We start from the raw sequence: 15,004 nt of genomic DNA, 5'->3' as shown, positions 1-15,004 counted from the left end.
GTCGCCATGAATAATCCACGATCATGAATAATCCATCGTCTGTTCTAAAGTTTTGGTTCGAAGAGATAGACTCTAAACTCTGGTTTAAAGCGACTGATGCGTTTGATGGATTAATCCGCCGTCGTTTCGAATCAGCCGCTATGACCGAGGCCTCGGCACTGATGAAACACGCAACGCATCAATGGGAAGGCTCGCCTGATTCAGCCCTAGCCTTAGTTATTCTCCTCGATCAATTTCCTCGAAATATGTATCGCGGCACGCGGGGCGCCTTTGTTTGGGATGACTTGGCGCTGGGTGTCGCGCAGCGCTGCGTTGATAAAACATGGGATTTGAAAGTTCCCCAAGCGCGGCGCGCTTTTATCTATATGCCGTTCATGCATAGCGAAGATATTGGGATGCAAGATCAATGCGTCAGGCTTTGCGATGCGCGCCTTGATGACGCGAATACCTTATTTCACGCAAAGGCGCATCGAAAGCTTATTCGAGAGTTCGGCCGTTTTCCTCACCGCAATGCGGCATTAGGGCGAGAATCTACGCCTGAAGAAAACGCGTTTTTAGCGAATGGTGGATATGCGCCCTAATACTGTCGAACTGGCAAAATTGTAGCTTTATTGCACTTCGTGCTATGCGCTTATTCGCCTTAACGGTATAGAGAGGCTATGATTACGCCCAGAGAGTTTGCTGAAAATTTGCGAGAAAAATTGGATCGATTAAAATTCGATCCTGACCGTATATATGCGATTCACAATAATTTACGTCGCTTAACCAATCAGTTTGATCATCCCGGCCCGAAAATGCGGGATACGCTTGATTTTAATGTCCCGAGCGAGGCTTGCGATGATTGCGATGTCCCTGTGCGGCTATATATTCCATTCGGCGCAAGCGCAGAAGCTGGGCCTACATTGATTTACTTACATGGCGGCGGGTTTGTTACATGCTCGATTGAAAGTCATGAAGGCATCGCACTGCGGATTGCCAATGGCGCGAATATACGTGTGTTATCTGTAGATTACCGTTTGGCACCTGAACACCCTTACCCAGCGGGCCCGATGGATTGTGAGCACGTTTTAAAATGGGCCTTAGAGGGTAAGGGCGCGGATGCTTACGGCATAGATCCAAAACAACTCTCAATTGGCGGTGATAGCGCAGGCGGTAATATGAGCGCTTATTTGGCGCAAAAATATCGCAAGGACTTACAATTACAAATCTTGCTGTACCCGCTTATGCAATTGGTGAATTTCAAACCTCCAAAACCTGGGCCGCAAGACTGGCTACAACTTGGTTTTATGGCCTTGAAATTTATCGATGAGCATTATGTGGCCGGAGCCGACCCTAAAGAAACCCGCTTATCCCCTTTATTCGAAACCGATTTGAAAAATCTTCCGCCCGCTTATGTTTTGACATGTGGGTTGGATCCGCTGCGTGATGAAGGAAAGCTCTATGCGGATAATCTTCGTCGACAAGGCGTTCAGGTACATTACCACCACGAGAAAGCTATGCCACATGGCTTTTTAAATTTCTCTCGAGCCTTTCCAAAAGGGCGAACCATCCCGCTTGATGTTGCTGAATTCGTACGCAAATATATCCCAGCGGGCACCTATGGCTCTACCTCTGACGTGGCATCAACTTCAGACAAAAAGGCTTCTGTATAACCTACCAACCTTCCACGGCGATTTATGAATTGGGTGAAGGGTTTTATGACCCTGTGAGCGCGGCTGATTTCCCGAAAACCCAAATTCGATATGCTGATAAATCTTTGGCCGCAGCTCTAGGGTTGCCGATATCGGACAGTGATTGGGTAAAGCACTTTGGACGATTCTCGCCCTTGCCGAATAGCTTATCACAGCCATTGGCTATGCGATATCATGGCCATCAATTTCGACAATATAATCCAGAATTAGGGGATGGGCGTGGGTTTTTATTTGCCCAGCTCTTGGACGCAAAGGGGCGTTTGTTAGATTTGGGGACGAAAGGGTCTGGACAAACGCCATATTCACGGCGGGGTGATGGACGCTTGACCCTGTTAGGCGGGGTGAGAGAAGTTTTAGCCACGCGCTATCTTGAACATTTAGGGATGAATACCTCGCGTACGCTTAGCCTCATAGAAACAGGAGAGGCGCTTATACGCGGAGATGAACCGTCACCGACGCGCTCGGCCGTAATGGTGCGCTGTAATCATAGCCATATACGGTTTGGAACGTTTCAACGTCTGGCTTTTTTAGAAGATGTAGACGGGTTAGAGAGCCTCATCCATTATTGTATCCGCCATTTTTATCCAGAGGCCAAAAACGGAGCCGACCTCTTAGAACAGGTCTGCGAAACAAGTGCCGATATGGTTGCAGGATGGATGGCTGCGGGATTTGTTCACGGCGTAATGAACACGGACAATATGAACATAACGGGCGAAAGTTTTGATTATGGGCCGTATCGGTTTTTGCCAACAATGAAGCCACATATGACTGCGGCATATTTTGATCATAACGGCTTATACCGCTTCTCTCGCCAGCCTGAAATTATGTATTGGAATTTAGCACAATTGGCACAGAGCTTATCTTTAATCGTGGATGATCAGGATTTGTTGAAATCGCTTGAACGGTATTCTTCGGCCTATCAAACATCACTTCGTAATCATGTCTTTGCGCGCCTCGGCCTTGTGCCCAAAGCGTTAAAAACAGATACAGAGTTCGTTCTTTCGACGTTTCAAATTCTGGAAGAAAGCCAAGTAAGCTGGCCGCAATTTTGGCATGATTGGTGCGGCGGCGCGCCCGAAGATGATGGTCTTTACGGGGCCGCTTTTTCGGATTGGAAACAGGCCTATTCAGCATATGATATTTGTAAGGCTAAGCCGATGGCTGAGGTGCCAGCGAGCCTTATTTATGAAGACATAGGGGCTTTATGGGAACCTATTGCAGAACACGATGATTGGACGGCTTTTGAAGGAAAATTAAATAGCTATGACAGGTCTTCAATATGAATGTGATGTTTCGGAACGATACGCTCTGAGTCACGTATAAAACTAAAGGAGTGAATTTATGAAACTTGGAAATATTAATCGTCAAATAAGTAGTTTATCGAAACTGGCTGTAACGGGTACGGCCCTTACGGTTTTAATAGGGTGTTCCCAAGCCGAGCAACAAGCCGAAGCCTTTGCTGATCAGGTACAAGAGACGGCGACTTCTGCGAGCGAAGCAACAAAAGATGCTGTTACCGCAGCGAAAACCAAAGCCTCAGAAGTCACAACAGATATTGCGTCGAAAATCGACAAGCCAGGAGCCGATTTAGAAGCCCTGCCTTCAGGAACATATACGTCTGACCAAGGCCATGCCTATGTAGCGTTTAGCTATTCTCACCAAGGTTATTCAAAACCAATTTTAAGATGGGGCGAAACAAATGCGACAGTGATTTTCGACAATGACAACCCAGAGAACTCAGCTTTGACAGTGACTATTCCCGTTGAGTCCATCGATAGTGGGGTCGCGGCTTTTGATGATCATTTAAAAAGCGCTGATTTCTTCGAAGCCGAAGCTTTTCCAGAAATTACATTTGAAAGCACGGAGATAAACCATGTGCTTATGGGCTCTGGCTCTGTCACTGGAGATATGACCATTAAAGGCGTCACCAAGCCTGTTGTCTTTTCAGGGCGTGTGAACAAGGTCGGGAAAGACTCTCGTAGCCAAGTCGATATGTTTGGGATTTCCGCAACCGCCAGCTTGAAACGCTCTGATTTTAATGTCGGTAAATATGTGCCGCATGTTGGCGATGATGTTGAAATCACAGTCGAGGTGGAATTTAAAAAGGCCGATTAACGCCGTTCATGGGGCGGCCTAACTTATCCGCCCCGCTTTTCCTCTATCATTTTCGGCGATGCGCGATTCGACTCTTTTCATTTTTGCTTTCATAAGGCGGTGTGAGAGAGAAACGCAACATAGCTCTGACGCGGCGCGGCGTCGTAATATGCGGTATCGCTTATGCCTCGCTGCCTCAACTGAGTGTTGCTGATGACATTGAACCCGAAGACTATGGGCGGTTGGCCCGCGTCATCAACGGACATAGCATCGTTTTAAAGTCTGGATTACGTGTTCGCTTGGCCAATATTTTTGCGCCCGAATTAAAGACAGACTTCTCTGCAGAAGCCAAAAATGCGATATTAACACTCTTAAATTCGCGCCCCCTTGGTTTGTTTTATCAAGGCGCCAAGCGAGACCGATATGACCGTGCGTTAGCACAGCTTTTCACGTTACGCCCTGACGGCACGCCAGACCAATGGGTGCAGGCAGAAATGGTACGAATGGGCTATGCGCGGGTACGCTCTTATGCTGGGACAGCTTGGCGGATAGATGAACTCTTGAAATTGGAAGCCCAAGCCAGAGACGCGCAAAGAGGGTTATGGCAAAGTGCAGACTATTCTATTCGCTCACCTGCTCCGAATATATTAGCGCAGGATGTTGATAGCTTTCAAATTGTCGAGGGCTTGGTTATTTCCAGTGCCCAAATCCGTGGACAGACATATCTGAATTTTGGCTCAAATTATAAGACTGATTTTACAGTCTCTATTGCCCGAAAACATAAAAAGACCTTTGAAAAGGCCGGGTTTGATTTGGCAAATATGGAAGGGCTAAGACTTCGCGTTAGAGGTTGGGTGGAGCTCTATAATGGCCCCGTCATTTGGCTAGATCACCCTCAGGCCATTGAGCAATTAAACTCAGCTCTGAGTTAAATCTAAAAGTAAACCCCTCCGAAGAGGGGTTTACAATGACTCTTAAGCATCTCTGATGTCGTTAGCGACTGTCACCTGGCATTGAGACATCTTTAATTTGTCTTGGAAGGCTATTTTCTGGCCTGTCTTCAGGGACGAAGATTGAAAACGCATCCGTGTAATCATTGTGTATAGAAGGCGGTGGTAAATATTTCGAAGACGCCTTCGTCACGGCCTGAGTAGGACAGCTATTATTATCGCGATAATATAAAGCCGTTTTTAAAAGTGCTTCATTTTCATCACCGAGTTCGGTGCTCAGATCATCCGAGACTGAACACCCATTTAAGCGAACGCCAAACCCAAAACTATTATCATTGGGGACAAATCCATCGGAAAAGTCACCAAAATTCTTCTCGTTCACACCCCGAAATTGAATTGTGTAATAGGTCTCGCCGCAATTACTTGTCGGTAAAAATCCATAAGGTTTACCGCAAGTAATATCGCCGATTAAGATGACCTCAACGTCTATGCCCCGTAAACCGTTAATAACGGCTTCACTGGCTGAACAGGTACTGCCAGTTGAAAGTACAAAGACTCTTGGCAAGTTGAGGGTGTCAAGGTCGCGGCCCTGCGGCAGTGAAAAGCCCAAGCCTTGATCATAAAATGGGTAAGGCTGTACTTGCTCATTGCTGCTGCTTGTTGGGTCAGTACCATTCGCGTCTTCATTATATTGAAGAAGCTCAAAGGTTTTACCCGCTGTTCTGGCATCGCCGGCGACCATATAACCTAGCTGAGCGGCGACGGCCAAAAGCCCTCCGCCGTTATAGCGCAAATCCAATACGAAATCATTCACGCCTTGATTGCTAAGGGCCGTTATTCCATCCGCCAGAGACTTTTCAGAGGCATAAGGACTAAAGGTGTTGAATAACATATATCCAACCTTACCCGTAGGTGTGGTTATGACCTTCGTACGGTTCACGGGTTCTGCGGCTATGTCTTCAGAAATAATCGTAATTGTGCGCGGGGCGGAACCATCCGGGTCTTGGATACGGAAGGTATGTGTTTCACCCGCCGTGGCCGGAAATAATCCAGCATTGAGAGTGTCAATATCATTGCCATTAAGCAGGTCAGCTCCGTCTACCTCTAATATTCTGGCACCGCGGGCAAATTGAACTTTGCCATTGACGACTTCTGAGGCAGGTGAATTACTTTCTGTGTAAAGAACGCGAAAGTCACGGTTGGGCGGAGAGGATTGGAAAGCCCGAAACCGAACGCCATAGCCAGAACTGGCCGTATTATTACGGCTGTCTAAAAAGTCTGCCGTAGGTTGGCTGAAATGGAAGTCGTCTTTGCTCTCACCAGAGGCCGTTGTGGCAAAGGTTTTCAGTTCTGCAAAATACCCGACAGGACTCGTAAAGTTAGCAGGGTTTTGATCTTCGATTTCTCGGTTCCACAGGTAAGTCTCATTCGACCAAGACCGAAGCCAATGGTTTTCTTGTAGTGTTGAGCCCGCGACGTCCGGAAAGCTATTCCCTTCGGAATCCGTCCCCGTGCGTACCACTTCACAGCGGTTTTTGAACTGCATCTGGTCTTCGAAAACACCTTTTGTCCAAGTCGGTGCCGAGCTGACGGGGGGCGTCGGCGGCGGCGGAAGTGTTTGACTTGGGCTGCTAGAAGAACCTCCACCACAAGCGGTTAACGTAAAGGCGGCCACGCTTACTAAAAGGCTTCGTGTGGACAAGGTCAGGGGTGATGGTCTCATAAGTTAACGCTCATTTACTATAATTATAATATCGTCTTCAGATTACGAAGAGGCAAGGTGGGTTCTCAGATAACACTGCAAAAACTTTGCCAGAGGGTACACCCTATGATTGATTGTGCATTTATTATCAAAAAAGAACCATATTGAGTCCAAAAATTTTGAGGCCAAAAAAAAGGCCCTTCAATTGAGGGCCTTTTCAAAACAATGAAATCTATTTACGCGGCGGCTGTATCTTCGCCGTCATCACTTTCAGAGGCCGCTTTCTCGGCATCTTTAGCGGCTTTAGCGGCCTGACGATTACGGGCAACCGTAAGAGTTTCTAAAACTTCGCCCAGCGCCACATCACGGGAACATTTCTTAATGGCCGCGACTTCGCGTACCATTCTGTCTATGGCCGCTTCATAGAGCTGACGTTCAGAATAGCTTTGTTCAGGTTGGGCATCTGTACGATGTAAATCACGAACAACTTCTGAAACTAAAATCAAATCACCAGAGTTGATTTTGGCTTCATATTCTTGGGCGCGACGAGACCACATAGTGCGTTTAATACGGGCGCGACCTTTGAGGGTTGTGAATGAGTCTTTCAAAATAAGTTCGTTTGATAAAGCGCGCATCCCAGAATTTTCGGCTTTATCCGTAGGAACGCGAAGGGTCATTTTATCTTGTTCAAAGAGAACGACATAAACTTCGATGTCAAAACCAGCGATGACTTGTTGCTCAATGCCAATGACTTCACCAACGCCATGGGCGGGGTAAACAATGTGCTGACCGGGTCGGAAGGCACGTTTGGAAGTTTTTTTAGCGGAAGCTTTCTTTTTAGAGGTCGTTGTTTTTTTATCAGTTGCCATAAAGCGAACAGCCTTTTTCGTCATAACTTGCTTGTCCAGTGGGTATGTCCACCGCGGGTAAGCTGTATAATTTATAAAGAAACGGTGCCTCTCAAAGAGAGCGGCACCGCTTTCGAAACATGTCTATATCATAAAAAAACAGAAAAAGCGACTCACCCGTCACATTTCTGTCGTGAGAGAGAGAATCCCTGAAACTTCGAGCTATTCGTCGCCTGTGCCAGGCTTTTCAGAAAAATATTTTTCAAATTTACCTGTTTCTGATTCGAAGTCCTCGCGGTCAGCGGGGGGCTCTTTTTTAACTGTGATAACAGGCCAGATTTCAGCATATTTTGAGTTAATAGCCAGCCATTTCCCATCTGGGTCATCTTCGGTGTCAGGAACGATCGCATCAACAGGGCATTCAGGCTCACACACACCGCAATCAATACACTCATCAGGGTGGATGACGAGCATGTTTTCACCTTCGTAAAAACAATCAACAGGACAGACTTCAACACAGTCCATGAATTTGCATTTCACACATTCGTCTTTGACGATATAAGTCACGCAGAGATCTCCGAATATAAATTTCGGCTAGCCTCTGCCGATTAGAGAGCGAATTGTCAATATAAGCTCACATTATGACGCTGATTCTGTGTCATCTAGCCTTAAATAGAGCGTTTGAGCCTCAGATGCAGGCCCGCGCCTTGTGCCTGAGGCAATCATTTCGGCATTAATCAATTCCGTACCGCGCATAAACGTGACTTGATCGCCTGGGCGAATAAGGGCGTGAGGCTTTTTTATACGTTCCATTTGCCCGTTTCTGCGCAAACGAATTTTGCCCTTTGATATGAGATGCCCCGCAAGGGCGCGCGTTTTTAAAAGCCGAGTTCGATACAGCCATATATCTAGACGGCAGGCATCACTTTCAGAGGCGTGAGAGGAAGTATCTTTCGCTCGCACGCTTCTGCTCAAGATTTATCATCTTTCTTTTTGTCGCCGCTATCTATTTGTAATGCGGCCAAGGCAGCAAAAGGTGAGTTTTTAATCGAGGCTTTACCTTTGCCCTGAGACAAAGAACGATTTGCACCTGTTTTTGCGGCGTGTCTTTGGTTGTTGTTACGACCTTTGAATTTATCGCGAGAGGTGTTGCGCCGTCCGCCTTGAGACTTGGGGTTAAAGCCCTTTTGTCCTCTGGCTGGGATTAACCAGACTTCTTTGTTGATGACTTCGGTTGTCGTTCCATCCTCATTTTGAACCCGATTATTATATAATGTCAGGTCAGAGGCTTTCTTGGACTTTTTTGAAACAAAAGACTTAGCAGGCGGCGTTGCGGGCGTTGACGCCGTTTGGTTTTCGGCCCCAGCGCCTTCGGCTGATGTAATTTCGGCGGCGTCTGTTGCTGATGTTTCTTCCGTCTTTGGTTTTTCCTCAGGGGTGCCCTTCGTAAGAGAGTCTTCTGTCGAGGTTTCTGCTGTCGCCGTTTCTGCCGCATTGGCAGGCGCGGGTAAATCCTCACGAATTTCTGATTTATAAGACAGAGCGTTGAGGACATTTTGCATATCCTCATAGGTTCCCCCAATCAGCGAGAGCATTTCTTGCATGATTTGGAAAGGGCGTCCGCGTGTGTCACTTCCCGGTATTTTTGAGAATTGTTCCTGCGCTTGACGTATCATCAGGCTGAGGCGGTTGAGGATATCAAGTCGCACGATACGAGAGCCAACAGCGCGATACCCTGCCAAAGCTAGAGCATCTTTGCCGAAATTATCGCTTTTCATATCGCCGTCATTGGCAAGGGATGTCATGCCTGCAAATGGTATAAAGGGGTTTTTATCGCCGCCCGCGCCATACGCATTGAGAAGGCTTAAGAGCCGCGCGGGTTTTGGCTTAAGCATGTCTGGCATATAGACATTATAGAAACCAAACTGCACACCCAATTCACGTAATTGACGCCGCGCATCTTGTTCTAGATTCTGAATAGTTTTTAAATGTTCACGGCGTTCTAAGGAGCCATGTCCTTCAAGAAGAATATAAGCAAATCCTTTTGCGTCGGGCAGGGCTTCTTCTTTGTCTTTAAAGTCTTTCAAAGCCTTTAGAGGCGCAAGATGCGTCGCCACTTCGGCGCGCAAAAATTCCCGCATGCGATCGGACGCCAAAGATTTAAGAGCTGGGCTGCCCAAATCACTACTGAGTACTTCGGCGTCAGGCGTAAAGATGGAGCCACTTGGCGCGATCCGTCCAACGGTCATACCGCCCCAAAGAATTTCGCCTTTATCTGACAAGGTGAAGATGGCGTGAGTTCCGCCGCACAGACTCGTTAGGCGCCTATCAATTTCAGGCGCGACGGCTTTGGCGGCCGCGGCGTCAAGAGCCTTGGCTTCTAGGCCTGAGCCACTCGCATCTGCTTTGAAGGTTAAACCCTCTAACTGACCGATGAGGAGGTCATCTACATAGACCTCTCCGTTATCTTTTATAGTTGCGCTCATATAGGCGTCGGCTCCTATGCCTTTTAATAGCTTACTCGTACGCTTATCAACAAATCGCGCAATCAGTCTTTCGTGTAGCGCATCTGATAGCCTGTCTTCAACCTCGCGTGCGTAGTTGGCGAGTGTTTTTCCGCCTAATCTTTCAGATTTAGGCATCCAATTCGATTTTGAAGCGCAATAGGTCCAAGTTCGGATATGCGCAAGCCTAGAAGAAAGTTGATGTACACCGCCGCTGATATCGTCCAATCGATTGATACGCCCCATCATAAAGTCAGTGGAGAGCGTGCCGCCCCCTTTGACTAAGATACCGTATATATCTTGTAAAAGTTTAAAATGCGTATCGATGGTAAGATTGCGAAAGTCGGGGATTTGGCAAATATCCCATAATTGCCGAACTTGGGCCGGGACTTTTATACCAGATGCGATTTCATCAATGGCCATAAACCGTTCTAAGGCGGCTTCATCTTCTGCCCCTTTTATGCGCCGTAGGCGCGAAGTAGGGCGCGGGGCGTGAAGGGTTTCCGTCAGAGCGTTTAAAGATGAGAAATCTAAGTCAGAATTTCGCCATTCGACATATTCGAGAGGTTCGAAATCATGATCTTCGATGCGTTTTATAAATTCATCATCCATTGCGGGACAGTCTCCCGTTGTCCCGAATGTTCCATCATTACGAAAACGTCCTGCTCGGCCTGCGATTTGTCCTGCTTCCATTGGCGTGAGGTATCGTTTTCGGCGCCCATCATATTTTGAGAGGCCCGCGAAGGCGACATGATCTGTATCCAAATTGAGCCCCATGCCCACCGCATCTGTGGCAATCAGGAAGTCGACATCCCCATTTTGGAACATTTCGGCCTGTGCATTGCGGGTACGCGGGGAAAGCCCGCCCATAACAACCGCTGCGCCGCCTCGATATCGCCGAATCAGTTCAGCGAGAGCGTAAACTTCAGACGCTGAAAAGGCCACAATGACAGAGCGTTTCGGTAATCGTGTCAGTTTTTTTGGGCCGTCATATACTAAGGTCGAAAAACGCTCGCGGTGTTCCACGCGTATTTTTGGTATGAGTGTTTTTAAAACGGAACGCGCGGTTTCAGCGCCAAGAAATAATGTTTCTTCCATGCCGCGTGCGTGCAGAACTCTATCGGTAAAAATATGTCCGCGTTCAGGGTTGGCCATCATTTGAACTTCATCGACGGCCAGAAAGGCAAAGTTACGATCCACAGGCATGGCTTCGACCGTGCACACAAAGAATCTTGCGGTCTTTGGCAAGATCTTTTCTTCGCCAGTAATTAAGGCGCATTGCGCGGCGCCTTTCAGAGCCACAATTCTGTCGTAAATTTCTCGGGCGAGTAAGCGAAGAGGCAGGCCAATAACGCCTGATGACCGCGCCAGCATACGCTCTACGGCGTAATGCGTTTTGCCCGTATTTGTGGGGCCAAGGACAGCGGTTACTGTGGCGGGATTAAGCGGAGAGGGCATGAAGTCTTTTCACTGATTCACATCAGCAAGACAAGCCAAAGACAATAATAAGGCTTAATCGCCCTGGGTTAATCATCTAATTTCTGGATGACGTCGCTCCCCGATTCAATAAGCTTGATTTCGTCAACTTTTACCACCGCAGTAAAACCGCTAATTTTATAAGTGAACCGAAGAGGGACATAGAGGTCAAGCTCTGGCCTGTATTGGAAATAGGCTTTAACAGGTGTGGCCTCTTCCTCGTCTTCTGGCAGGTCTTCTGGGTCAAAGCCTGAAATCGGTACATAATATATATCACATCGCAAAGATTCGAACTTTTCGCCGTCAAATTTCAACCGTTTCGACCCGTTGGGTTCTAATCGAAGCGCGTAATGTTGTTTGGAATCAAAAACTTTGATTGATCCTTGGCAAAAATCATTTTTTTGAGCAGGGCCACGCATCATAAGATTGAGTATCGCAGAAAGCGTGTCATCAGCTAAGAATCGTTCCGCGGGGCTCGCCGGAGGTATGCCCTGACTGCCGAGGCTGGGGATAATATTGACATCAACAGGGCCTGCGGGGTTGGCGTAGTTCATTTCGACGCGCCGACTTTTTTTATCTAAATTTTGCTGAATGTGGAAATCGGGTTGAAAGCCTTTTTGGTCATGTTGACCGCGAGAAACGGCCCATATTTCCATTTTCTTGAGCAAGGCCCCCAGACCCGATGTCTTTATATCTGCGTAAAGCACATAATCTGATTCGTCATACCAACCTGTATAGTTCGCACGAATCATACGCAGTCCAAAAACATAACCCTTTAATACGAAAGCAAATTGGGTGGCGCTTTGGTCGGGGGAGGGCAGTGTATATTGGGTTTCAGTGAGGTTTCGCGCATTGAGGTTTGCGATGTTACGCTCTGAAAGCAGGATATCTGTTGCCGAGGCGGGTATTGATGATGTCAATGCTGTCAATGTCATCATCGCGGCAAGAGGGGCGGCGAGACGTCTGAACCCCTTTGTTTTTGTCAGGCTTTGTAAGGTTGTAAGCGGCATTGTTTTCCCGTGAAGCTATTTGTTTTCTGCCATGACATAATTTAGGTGGCTATAGACTGAACGCAGTCTTACGGATTACTTTCTGGGTCGTGACAAAATGGCCACAGTTTCTGGGGTCTGGCGCGGGTCTTTGGCGAATTCTCTTAAGGTTTGGCAGTTTCTAAGGGGATAAGGGGTTGACGTTCGCGGCGCATGCCTCTAATTCGCCCTTCAATTCTGCCCGCAGCCACTTTGCGCGGGCCTTTTATGTTTTTAGGTGCAATTATGTCCCGTCGTTGTGATTTATTAGATACTGGCCCGATGTCAGGTAATAACGTGTCTCACTCTAAAGTGCACACACGTCGTCGTTTTGAAGTAAACCTATGTAATGTGACATTGATGTCAGATACATTAGGTCAGAAGTATAAGCTGCGTATTGCAGCGAAAACGCTTCGTACAGTTGATTTCAAAGGTGGTCTTGATTCTTTCCTTCTTGGAACAAAGAATCACAAGCTCACTGATAAGGCTAAGAAAATCAAAAAAGCTGTTTTGAAGAGCCAAGCCGAAGTTGAAGCGGCTTAAGTTGTTCTTCCATATGACTTTAAAAGACCCGTCCTTTGAGGCGGGTTTTTTTATGTCATTCCGTTGCTAAGGCAAAATGTTGCTAAGGCAAAAATTTGGATTTTGCGTCAAAAGGGCTTAGGCCTGTTTTATGAATATGTACTCAGCATTGCGATCTTTCATTGATCAATGGGCGAATTTTCAAACGCGTTCACGGCGATCAGAGTTTTGGTGGGTACAGTTTGCTTATATAATGGTGACGGCTGTTGCGATCAGTCTGGATTATTCCGTCTTGGGGCTTTCAGCAGAAGATGGGCTAACACCATTTATTTTATTGGTTGAGGTCGTAACATTAATCCCAATGGCGGCTTTGATGGCGCGCAGGCTTCATGATGTCGGGTTGACGGGCTGGGCGCAGCTCCCGCTTTATTTGACATATATATCGTACATCCCGGGTTATGATGATTTTATTGTTAGTGGCTTGGCAAAGAGCGGCGCCGAATTGGTGCTAGCCGTGCTTTATTGGGCATATTTTGTCTGGATACTTTATAATTTGGTAAAGGACGGCGACAGGTGGGCAAACCGTTATGGGGCTAACCCCAAATATAAACGGGGCTAGCGGGTCATTTTATACGATTCGAGTGATTTGATGCCGCCGATAGGACATCAAATCCATATAGACTTAGTCGCGCCTAGCCTCATATAACGCAATGCCGGCGGCTGTTGCGACATTCAGGCTCTCCGCTTGTCCGGGAACATTGCTGCTGAGCATTGGAATCTTAGCCAGTTGATCACAATTTTTTCTGACGCGGTCACGTAACCCTGGGCCTTCTGCCCCCATAACAATGACGTGCCGCCCGCCGCCTGATAGCGCTTTTGAAAGAGAGAGTTCTGTTTCGCCAGCAAGGCCTGTCACAATCCAGCCTATGCGCTGTAAGTTTTGCAAGGTGTTACTGATATTGGTTTCAAGGCAGACAGGGACTGTTTCAAGGCAGCCTACGGCGACTTTCGCAAGGGCCCCAGATAAGGGCGGTGCTTTTCGCGTTTGCATCACAAGGGCCGTCACGCCAAAGGCTGAACAAAGACGAAGCATAGCGCCTACATTGTGGGGGTCAGTTATTTGGTCAAGCACCAAAATAAGGCCATTACCATTCGTCTCTTCAAAATCCGAATCTGCGAGGAGTTCCAAATTGGGCCATTCAAGCGGCGCGGCTTTGACGGCGATCCCTTGGTGGGCTGTATCCGCGCCCACGAGCTTATTCAAAACAGAAGGAATCACCACTGTTGGCGGCGGTGTACCTTGAGGGAGGCGAATTCGGCCTGCAGCGCCTTCTGTAATTAAGACCTCATGTATGGTTCGGCGCGGGTTAGAAAGTGCTGCGAGCGCTGCATGGGTTCCCCAAATCCAACCTGCACCGCCTTCTCGGCTGGCGCCCGCACGGCGAGGACGTTTATCCGCAGAGGGTGAGTCGCCTTTATGGCGTGATTTAGGTGATTTTGGGCGTGATGTGGCCCCATGTTGGCGTGAACCATAGGCCTTTTTGGGCCTTGCGGCGCCAGACTCTGCAGATTCACCTGTATGTCGGCCTTTTCGACCTGATTTTCTTTGAAATCCGCTATTGCGTGATGATGTCATGGTCTCTATACGTCCGCTAATTATTGAACACTGTCTCTGTGAATGAAGCGGCTAACACAGCTACCGCCTAACTGACAGAGCGTTTTTTGTTGGAGGCAACGAAACTCCGACTTTATTCTGCGGCCAGAATGAAGTCATACGGTAGGAGGGGTGGCCGAGTGGTTAAAGGCGTCAGACTGTAAATCTGATCACTATGTGTACATTGGTTCGAATCCAATCCCCTCCACCACCTTCAACAGAAGACAAAATACTTACCGCGGGCGTTGTGTAGTGGTAAGACCTCAGCCTTCCAAGCTGATGACGCGAGTTCGATTCTCGCCGCCCGCTCCAAATTCTCCCTCCGAGCTTGTCTCATATAAGAGGGGTGCTCTTGAAACGGAGCGAGGCAGCCCCACTTAGGGGTCAGACATTAAACCGGGTTGCAGATGAATGGTCTGTGCCCACAGCTTGTGAGAAGTAAAATGGCAAAAGAGAAATTTGAGCGTAATAAGCCTCATGCCAATATTGGTACGATTGGTCACGTTGACCATGGTAAGACGACGCTAACGGCCGC

The 15,004-nt window shown here is 47.7% G+C and carries 15 protein-coding genes and 2 tRNA genes; 10 read left to right on the top strand and 7 right to left on the bottom strand.

The window, feature by feature from the left end:
• The first annotated feature begins 23 nt into the window (after positions 1 to 23).
• The 5 genes from DES40_RS07935 (at position 24) to DES40_RS07915 (ending at position 4,717) form a co-directional block, all read left to right on the top strand.
• The gene (locus DES40_RS07935) at positions 24 to 581 is read left to right on the top strand and encodes a DUF924 family protein (protein ID WP_121100561.1); all 558 of its coding nucleotides are present in this window, start codon (positions 24 to 26) and stop codon (positions 579 to 581) included.
• A gap of 78 nt (positions 582 to 659) precedes the next feature.
• On the top strand, positions 660 to 1,652 hold the full coding sequence (locus tag DES40_RS07930; protein WP_121100559.1) for an alpha/beta hydrolase: 993 nt from the start codon (positions 660 to 662) through the stop codon (positions 1,650 to 1,652).
• Complete coding sequence (locus DES40_RS07925; protein WP_325051280.1) at positions 1,622 to 2,974, top strand: protein adenylyltransferase SelO; 1,353 nt, start codon at positions 1,622 to 1,624, stop codon at positions 2,972 to 2,974. Before DES40_RS07930 ends, DES40_RS07925 begins: the two co-directional genes overlap by 31 nt.
• A gap of 58 nt (positions 2,975 to 3,032) precedes the next feature.
• On the top strand, positions 3,033 to 3,806 hold the full coding sequence (locus DES40_RS07920) for a YceI family protein (protein ID WP_121100555.1): 774 nt from the start codon (positions 3,033 to 3,035) through the stop codon (positions 3,804 to 3,806).
• Between the two features lie 101 nt (positions 3,807 to 3,907).
• Positions 3,908 to 4,717: a thermonuclease family protein gene (locus DES40_RS07915; RefSeq protein WP_121100553.1), complete on the top strand. Its 810-nt coding sequence runs from the start codon at positions 3,908 to 3,910 to the stop codon at positions 4,715 to 4,717.
• Between the two features lie 61 nt (positions 4,718 to 4,778).
• On the opposite strand, the gene DES40_RS07910 is transcribed toward DES40_RS07915, so the two are convergent.
• From DES40_RS07910 to DES40_RS07885, 6 genes are all read right to left on the bottom strand, one after another.
• Entirely contained in the window at positions 4,779 to 6,458 is a 1,680-nt protein-coding gene (locus DES40_RS07910; protein ID WP_121100551.1) for a S41 family peptidase, read from the bottom strand.
• A 215-nt stretch (positions 6,459 to 6,673) separates the two neighbouring features.
• A complete protein-coding gene (locus tag DES40_RS07905) occupies positions 6,674 to 7,306 on the bottom strand; it encodes a CarD family transcriptional regulator (RefSeq protein WP_121102859.1) in 633 nt (210 codons plus the stop codon).
• 201 nt (positions 7,307 to 7,507) lie between these two features.
• Positions 7,508 to 7,852 carry a ferredoxin FdxA gene (gene fdxA, locus DES40_RS07900; RefSeq protein WP_121100549.1) on the bottom strand — a complete coding sequence of 115 codons (345 nt, stop codon included), beginning with the start codon at positions 7,850 to 7,852 and terminating at the stop codon, positions 7,508 to 7,510.
• Between the two features lie 72 nt (positions 7,853 to 7,924).
• Complete coding sequence (locus tag DES40_RS13440; RefSeq protein ID WP_121100547.1) at positions 7,925 to 8,248, bottom strand: S4 domain-containing protein; 324 nt, start codon at positions 8,246 to 8,248, stop codon at positions 7,925 to 7,927.
• Positions 8,249 to 8,256: 8 nt separating this feature from the next.
• Positions 8,257 to 11,247, bottom strand: coding sequence for a helicase-related protein (locus DES40_RS07890; protein WP_121100545.1), 2,991 nt, complete (start codon positions 11,245 to 11,247; stop codon positions 8,257 to 8,259).
• A gap of 68 nt (positions 11,248 to 11,315) precedes the next feature.
• Positions 11,316 to 12,275 (bottom strand): DUF3108 domain-containing protein, encoded by a 960-nt coding sequence (locus DES40_RS07885; RefSeq protein WP_121100543.1) that lies wholly within the window; start codon positions 12,273 to 12,275, stop codon positions 11,316 to 11,318.
• A gap of 264 nt (positions 12,276 to 12,539) precedes the next feature.
• Here DES40_RS07885 and rpmB point away from each other — a divergent pair, with 264 nt between their 5' ends.
• Entirely contained in the window at positions 12,540 to 12,836 is a 297-nt protein-coding gene (rpmB, locus tag DES40_RS07880; RefSeq protein WP_121102857.1) for a 50S ribosomal protein L28, read from the top strand.
• Positions 12,837 to 12,966: 130 nt separating this feature from the next.
• Positions 12,967 to 13,434, top strand: coding sequence for a DUF805 domain-containing protein (locus tag DES40_RS07875; RefSeq protein WP_121100541.1), 468 nt, complete (start codon positions 12,967 to 12,969; stop codon positions 13,432 to 13,434).
• Positions 13,435 to 13,497: 63 nt separating this feature from the next.
• On the opposite strand, the gene DES40_RS07870 is transcribed toward DES40_RS07875, so the two are convergent.
• Positions 13,498 to 14,451 (bottom strand): TrmH family RNA methyltransferase, encoded by a 954-nt coding sequence (locus tag DES40_RS07870; RefSeq protein ID WP_121100539.1) that lies wholly within the window; start codon positions 14,449 to 14,451, stop codon positions 13,498 to 13,500.
• Between the two features lie 144 nt (positions 14,452 to 14,595).
• Here DES40_RS07870 and DES40_RS07865 point away from each other — a divergent pair.
• The 3 genes from DES40_RS07865 to DES40_RS07855 all read left to right on the top strand — a co-directional run.
• A tRNA-Tyr gene (locus DES40_RS07865) sits at positions 14,596 to 14,680 on the top strand.
• A 27-nt stretch (positions 14,681 to 14,707) separates the two neighbouring features.
• A tRNA-Gly gene (locus DES40_RS07860) sits at positions 14,708 to 14,781 on the top strand.
• Between the two features lie 131 nt (positions 14,782 to 14,912).
• Positions 14,913 to 15,004 (top strand): GTP-binding protein (locus tag DES40_RS07855; protein WP_147405872.1); only part of this gene is annotated, 92 nt, incomplete at its 3' end.

The sequence above is a fragment of the Litorimonas taeanensis genome, from assembly GCF_003634015.1.
Lineage (GTDB): Bacteria > Pseudomonadota > Alphaproteobacteria > Caulobacterales > Maricaulaceae > Litorimonas > Litorimonas taeanensis.
Note: the sequence above shows the minus strand (reverse complement) of the source record. Positions and strands in the feature narration are given on the sequence as shown.

Excerpts from the sequence above, each read along its gene's own strand:
- DES40_RS07870 (WP_121100539.1), bottom strand. The coding sequence starts at position 14,451 with ATGACATCATCACGCAATAGCGGATTTCAAAGAAAATCAGGTCGAAAA.
- rpmB (WP_121102857.1), top strand. The coding sequence starts at position 12,540 with ATGTCCCGTCGTTGTGATTTATTAGATACTGGCCCGATGTCAGGTAAT.
- DES40_RS07935 (WP_121100561.1), top strand. The coding sequence starts at position 24 with ATGAATAATCCATCGTCTGTTCTAAAGTTTTGGTTCGAAGAGATAGAC.
- DES40_RS07890 (WP_121100545.1), bottom strand. The coding sequence starts at position 11,247 with ATGCCCTCTCCGCTTAATCCCGCCACAGTAACCGCTGTCCTTGGCCCC.
- DES40_RS07930 (WP_121100559.1), top strand. The coding sequence starts at position 660 with ATGATTACGCCCAGAGAGTTTGCTGAAAATTTGCGAGAAAAATTGGAT.
- DES40_RS07905 (WP_121102859.1), bottom strand. The coding sequence starts at position 7,306 with ATGGCAACTGATAAAAAAACAACGACCTCTAAAAAGAAAGCTTCCGCT.
- DES40_RS07920 (WP_121100555.1), top strand. The coding sequence starts at position 3,033 with ATGAAACTTGGAAATATTAATCGTCAAATAAGTAGTTTATCGAAACTG.
- DES40_RS07875 (WP_121100541.1), top strand. The coding sequence starts at position 12,967 with ATGAATATGTACTCAGCATTGCGATCTTTCATTGATCAATGGGCGAAT.
- DES40_RS07910 (WP_121100551.1), bottom strand. The coding sequence starts at position 6,458 with ATGAGACCATCACCCCTGACCTTGTCCACACGAAGCCTTTTAGTAAGC.
- DES40_RS07885 (WP_121100543.1), bottom strand. The coding sequence starts at position 12,275 with ATGCCGCTTACAACCTTACAAAGCCTGACAAAAACAAAGGGGTTCAGA.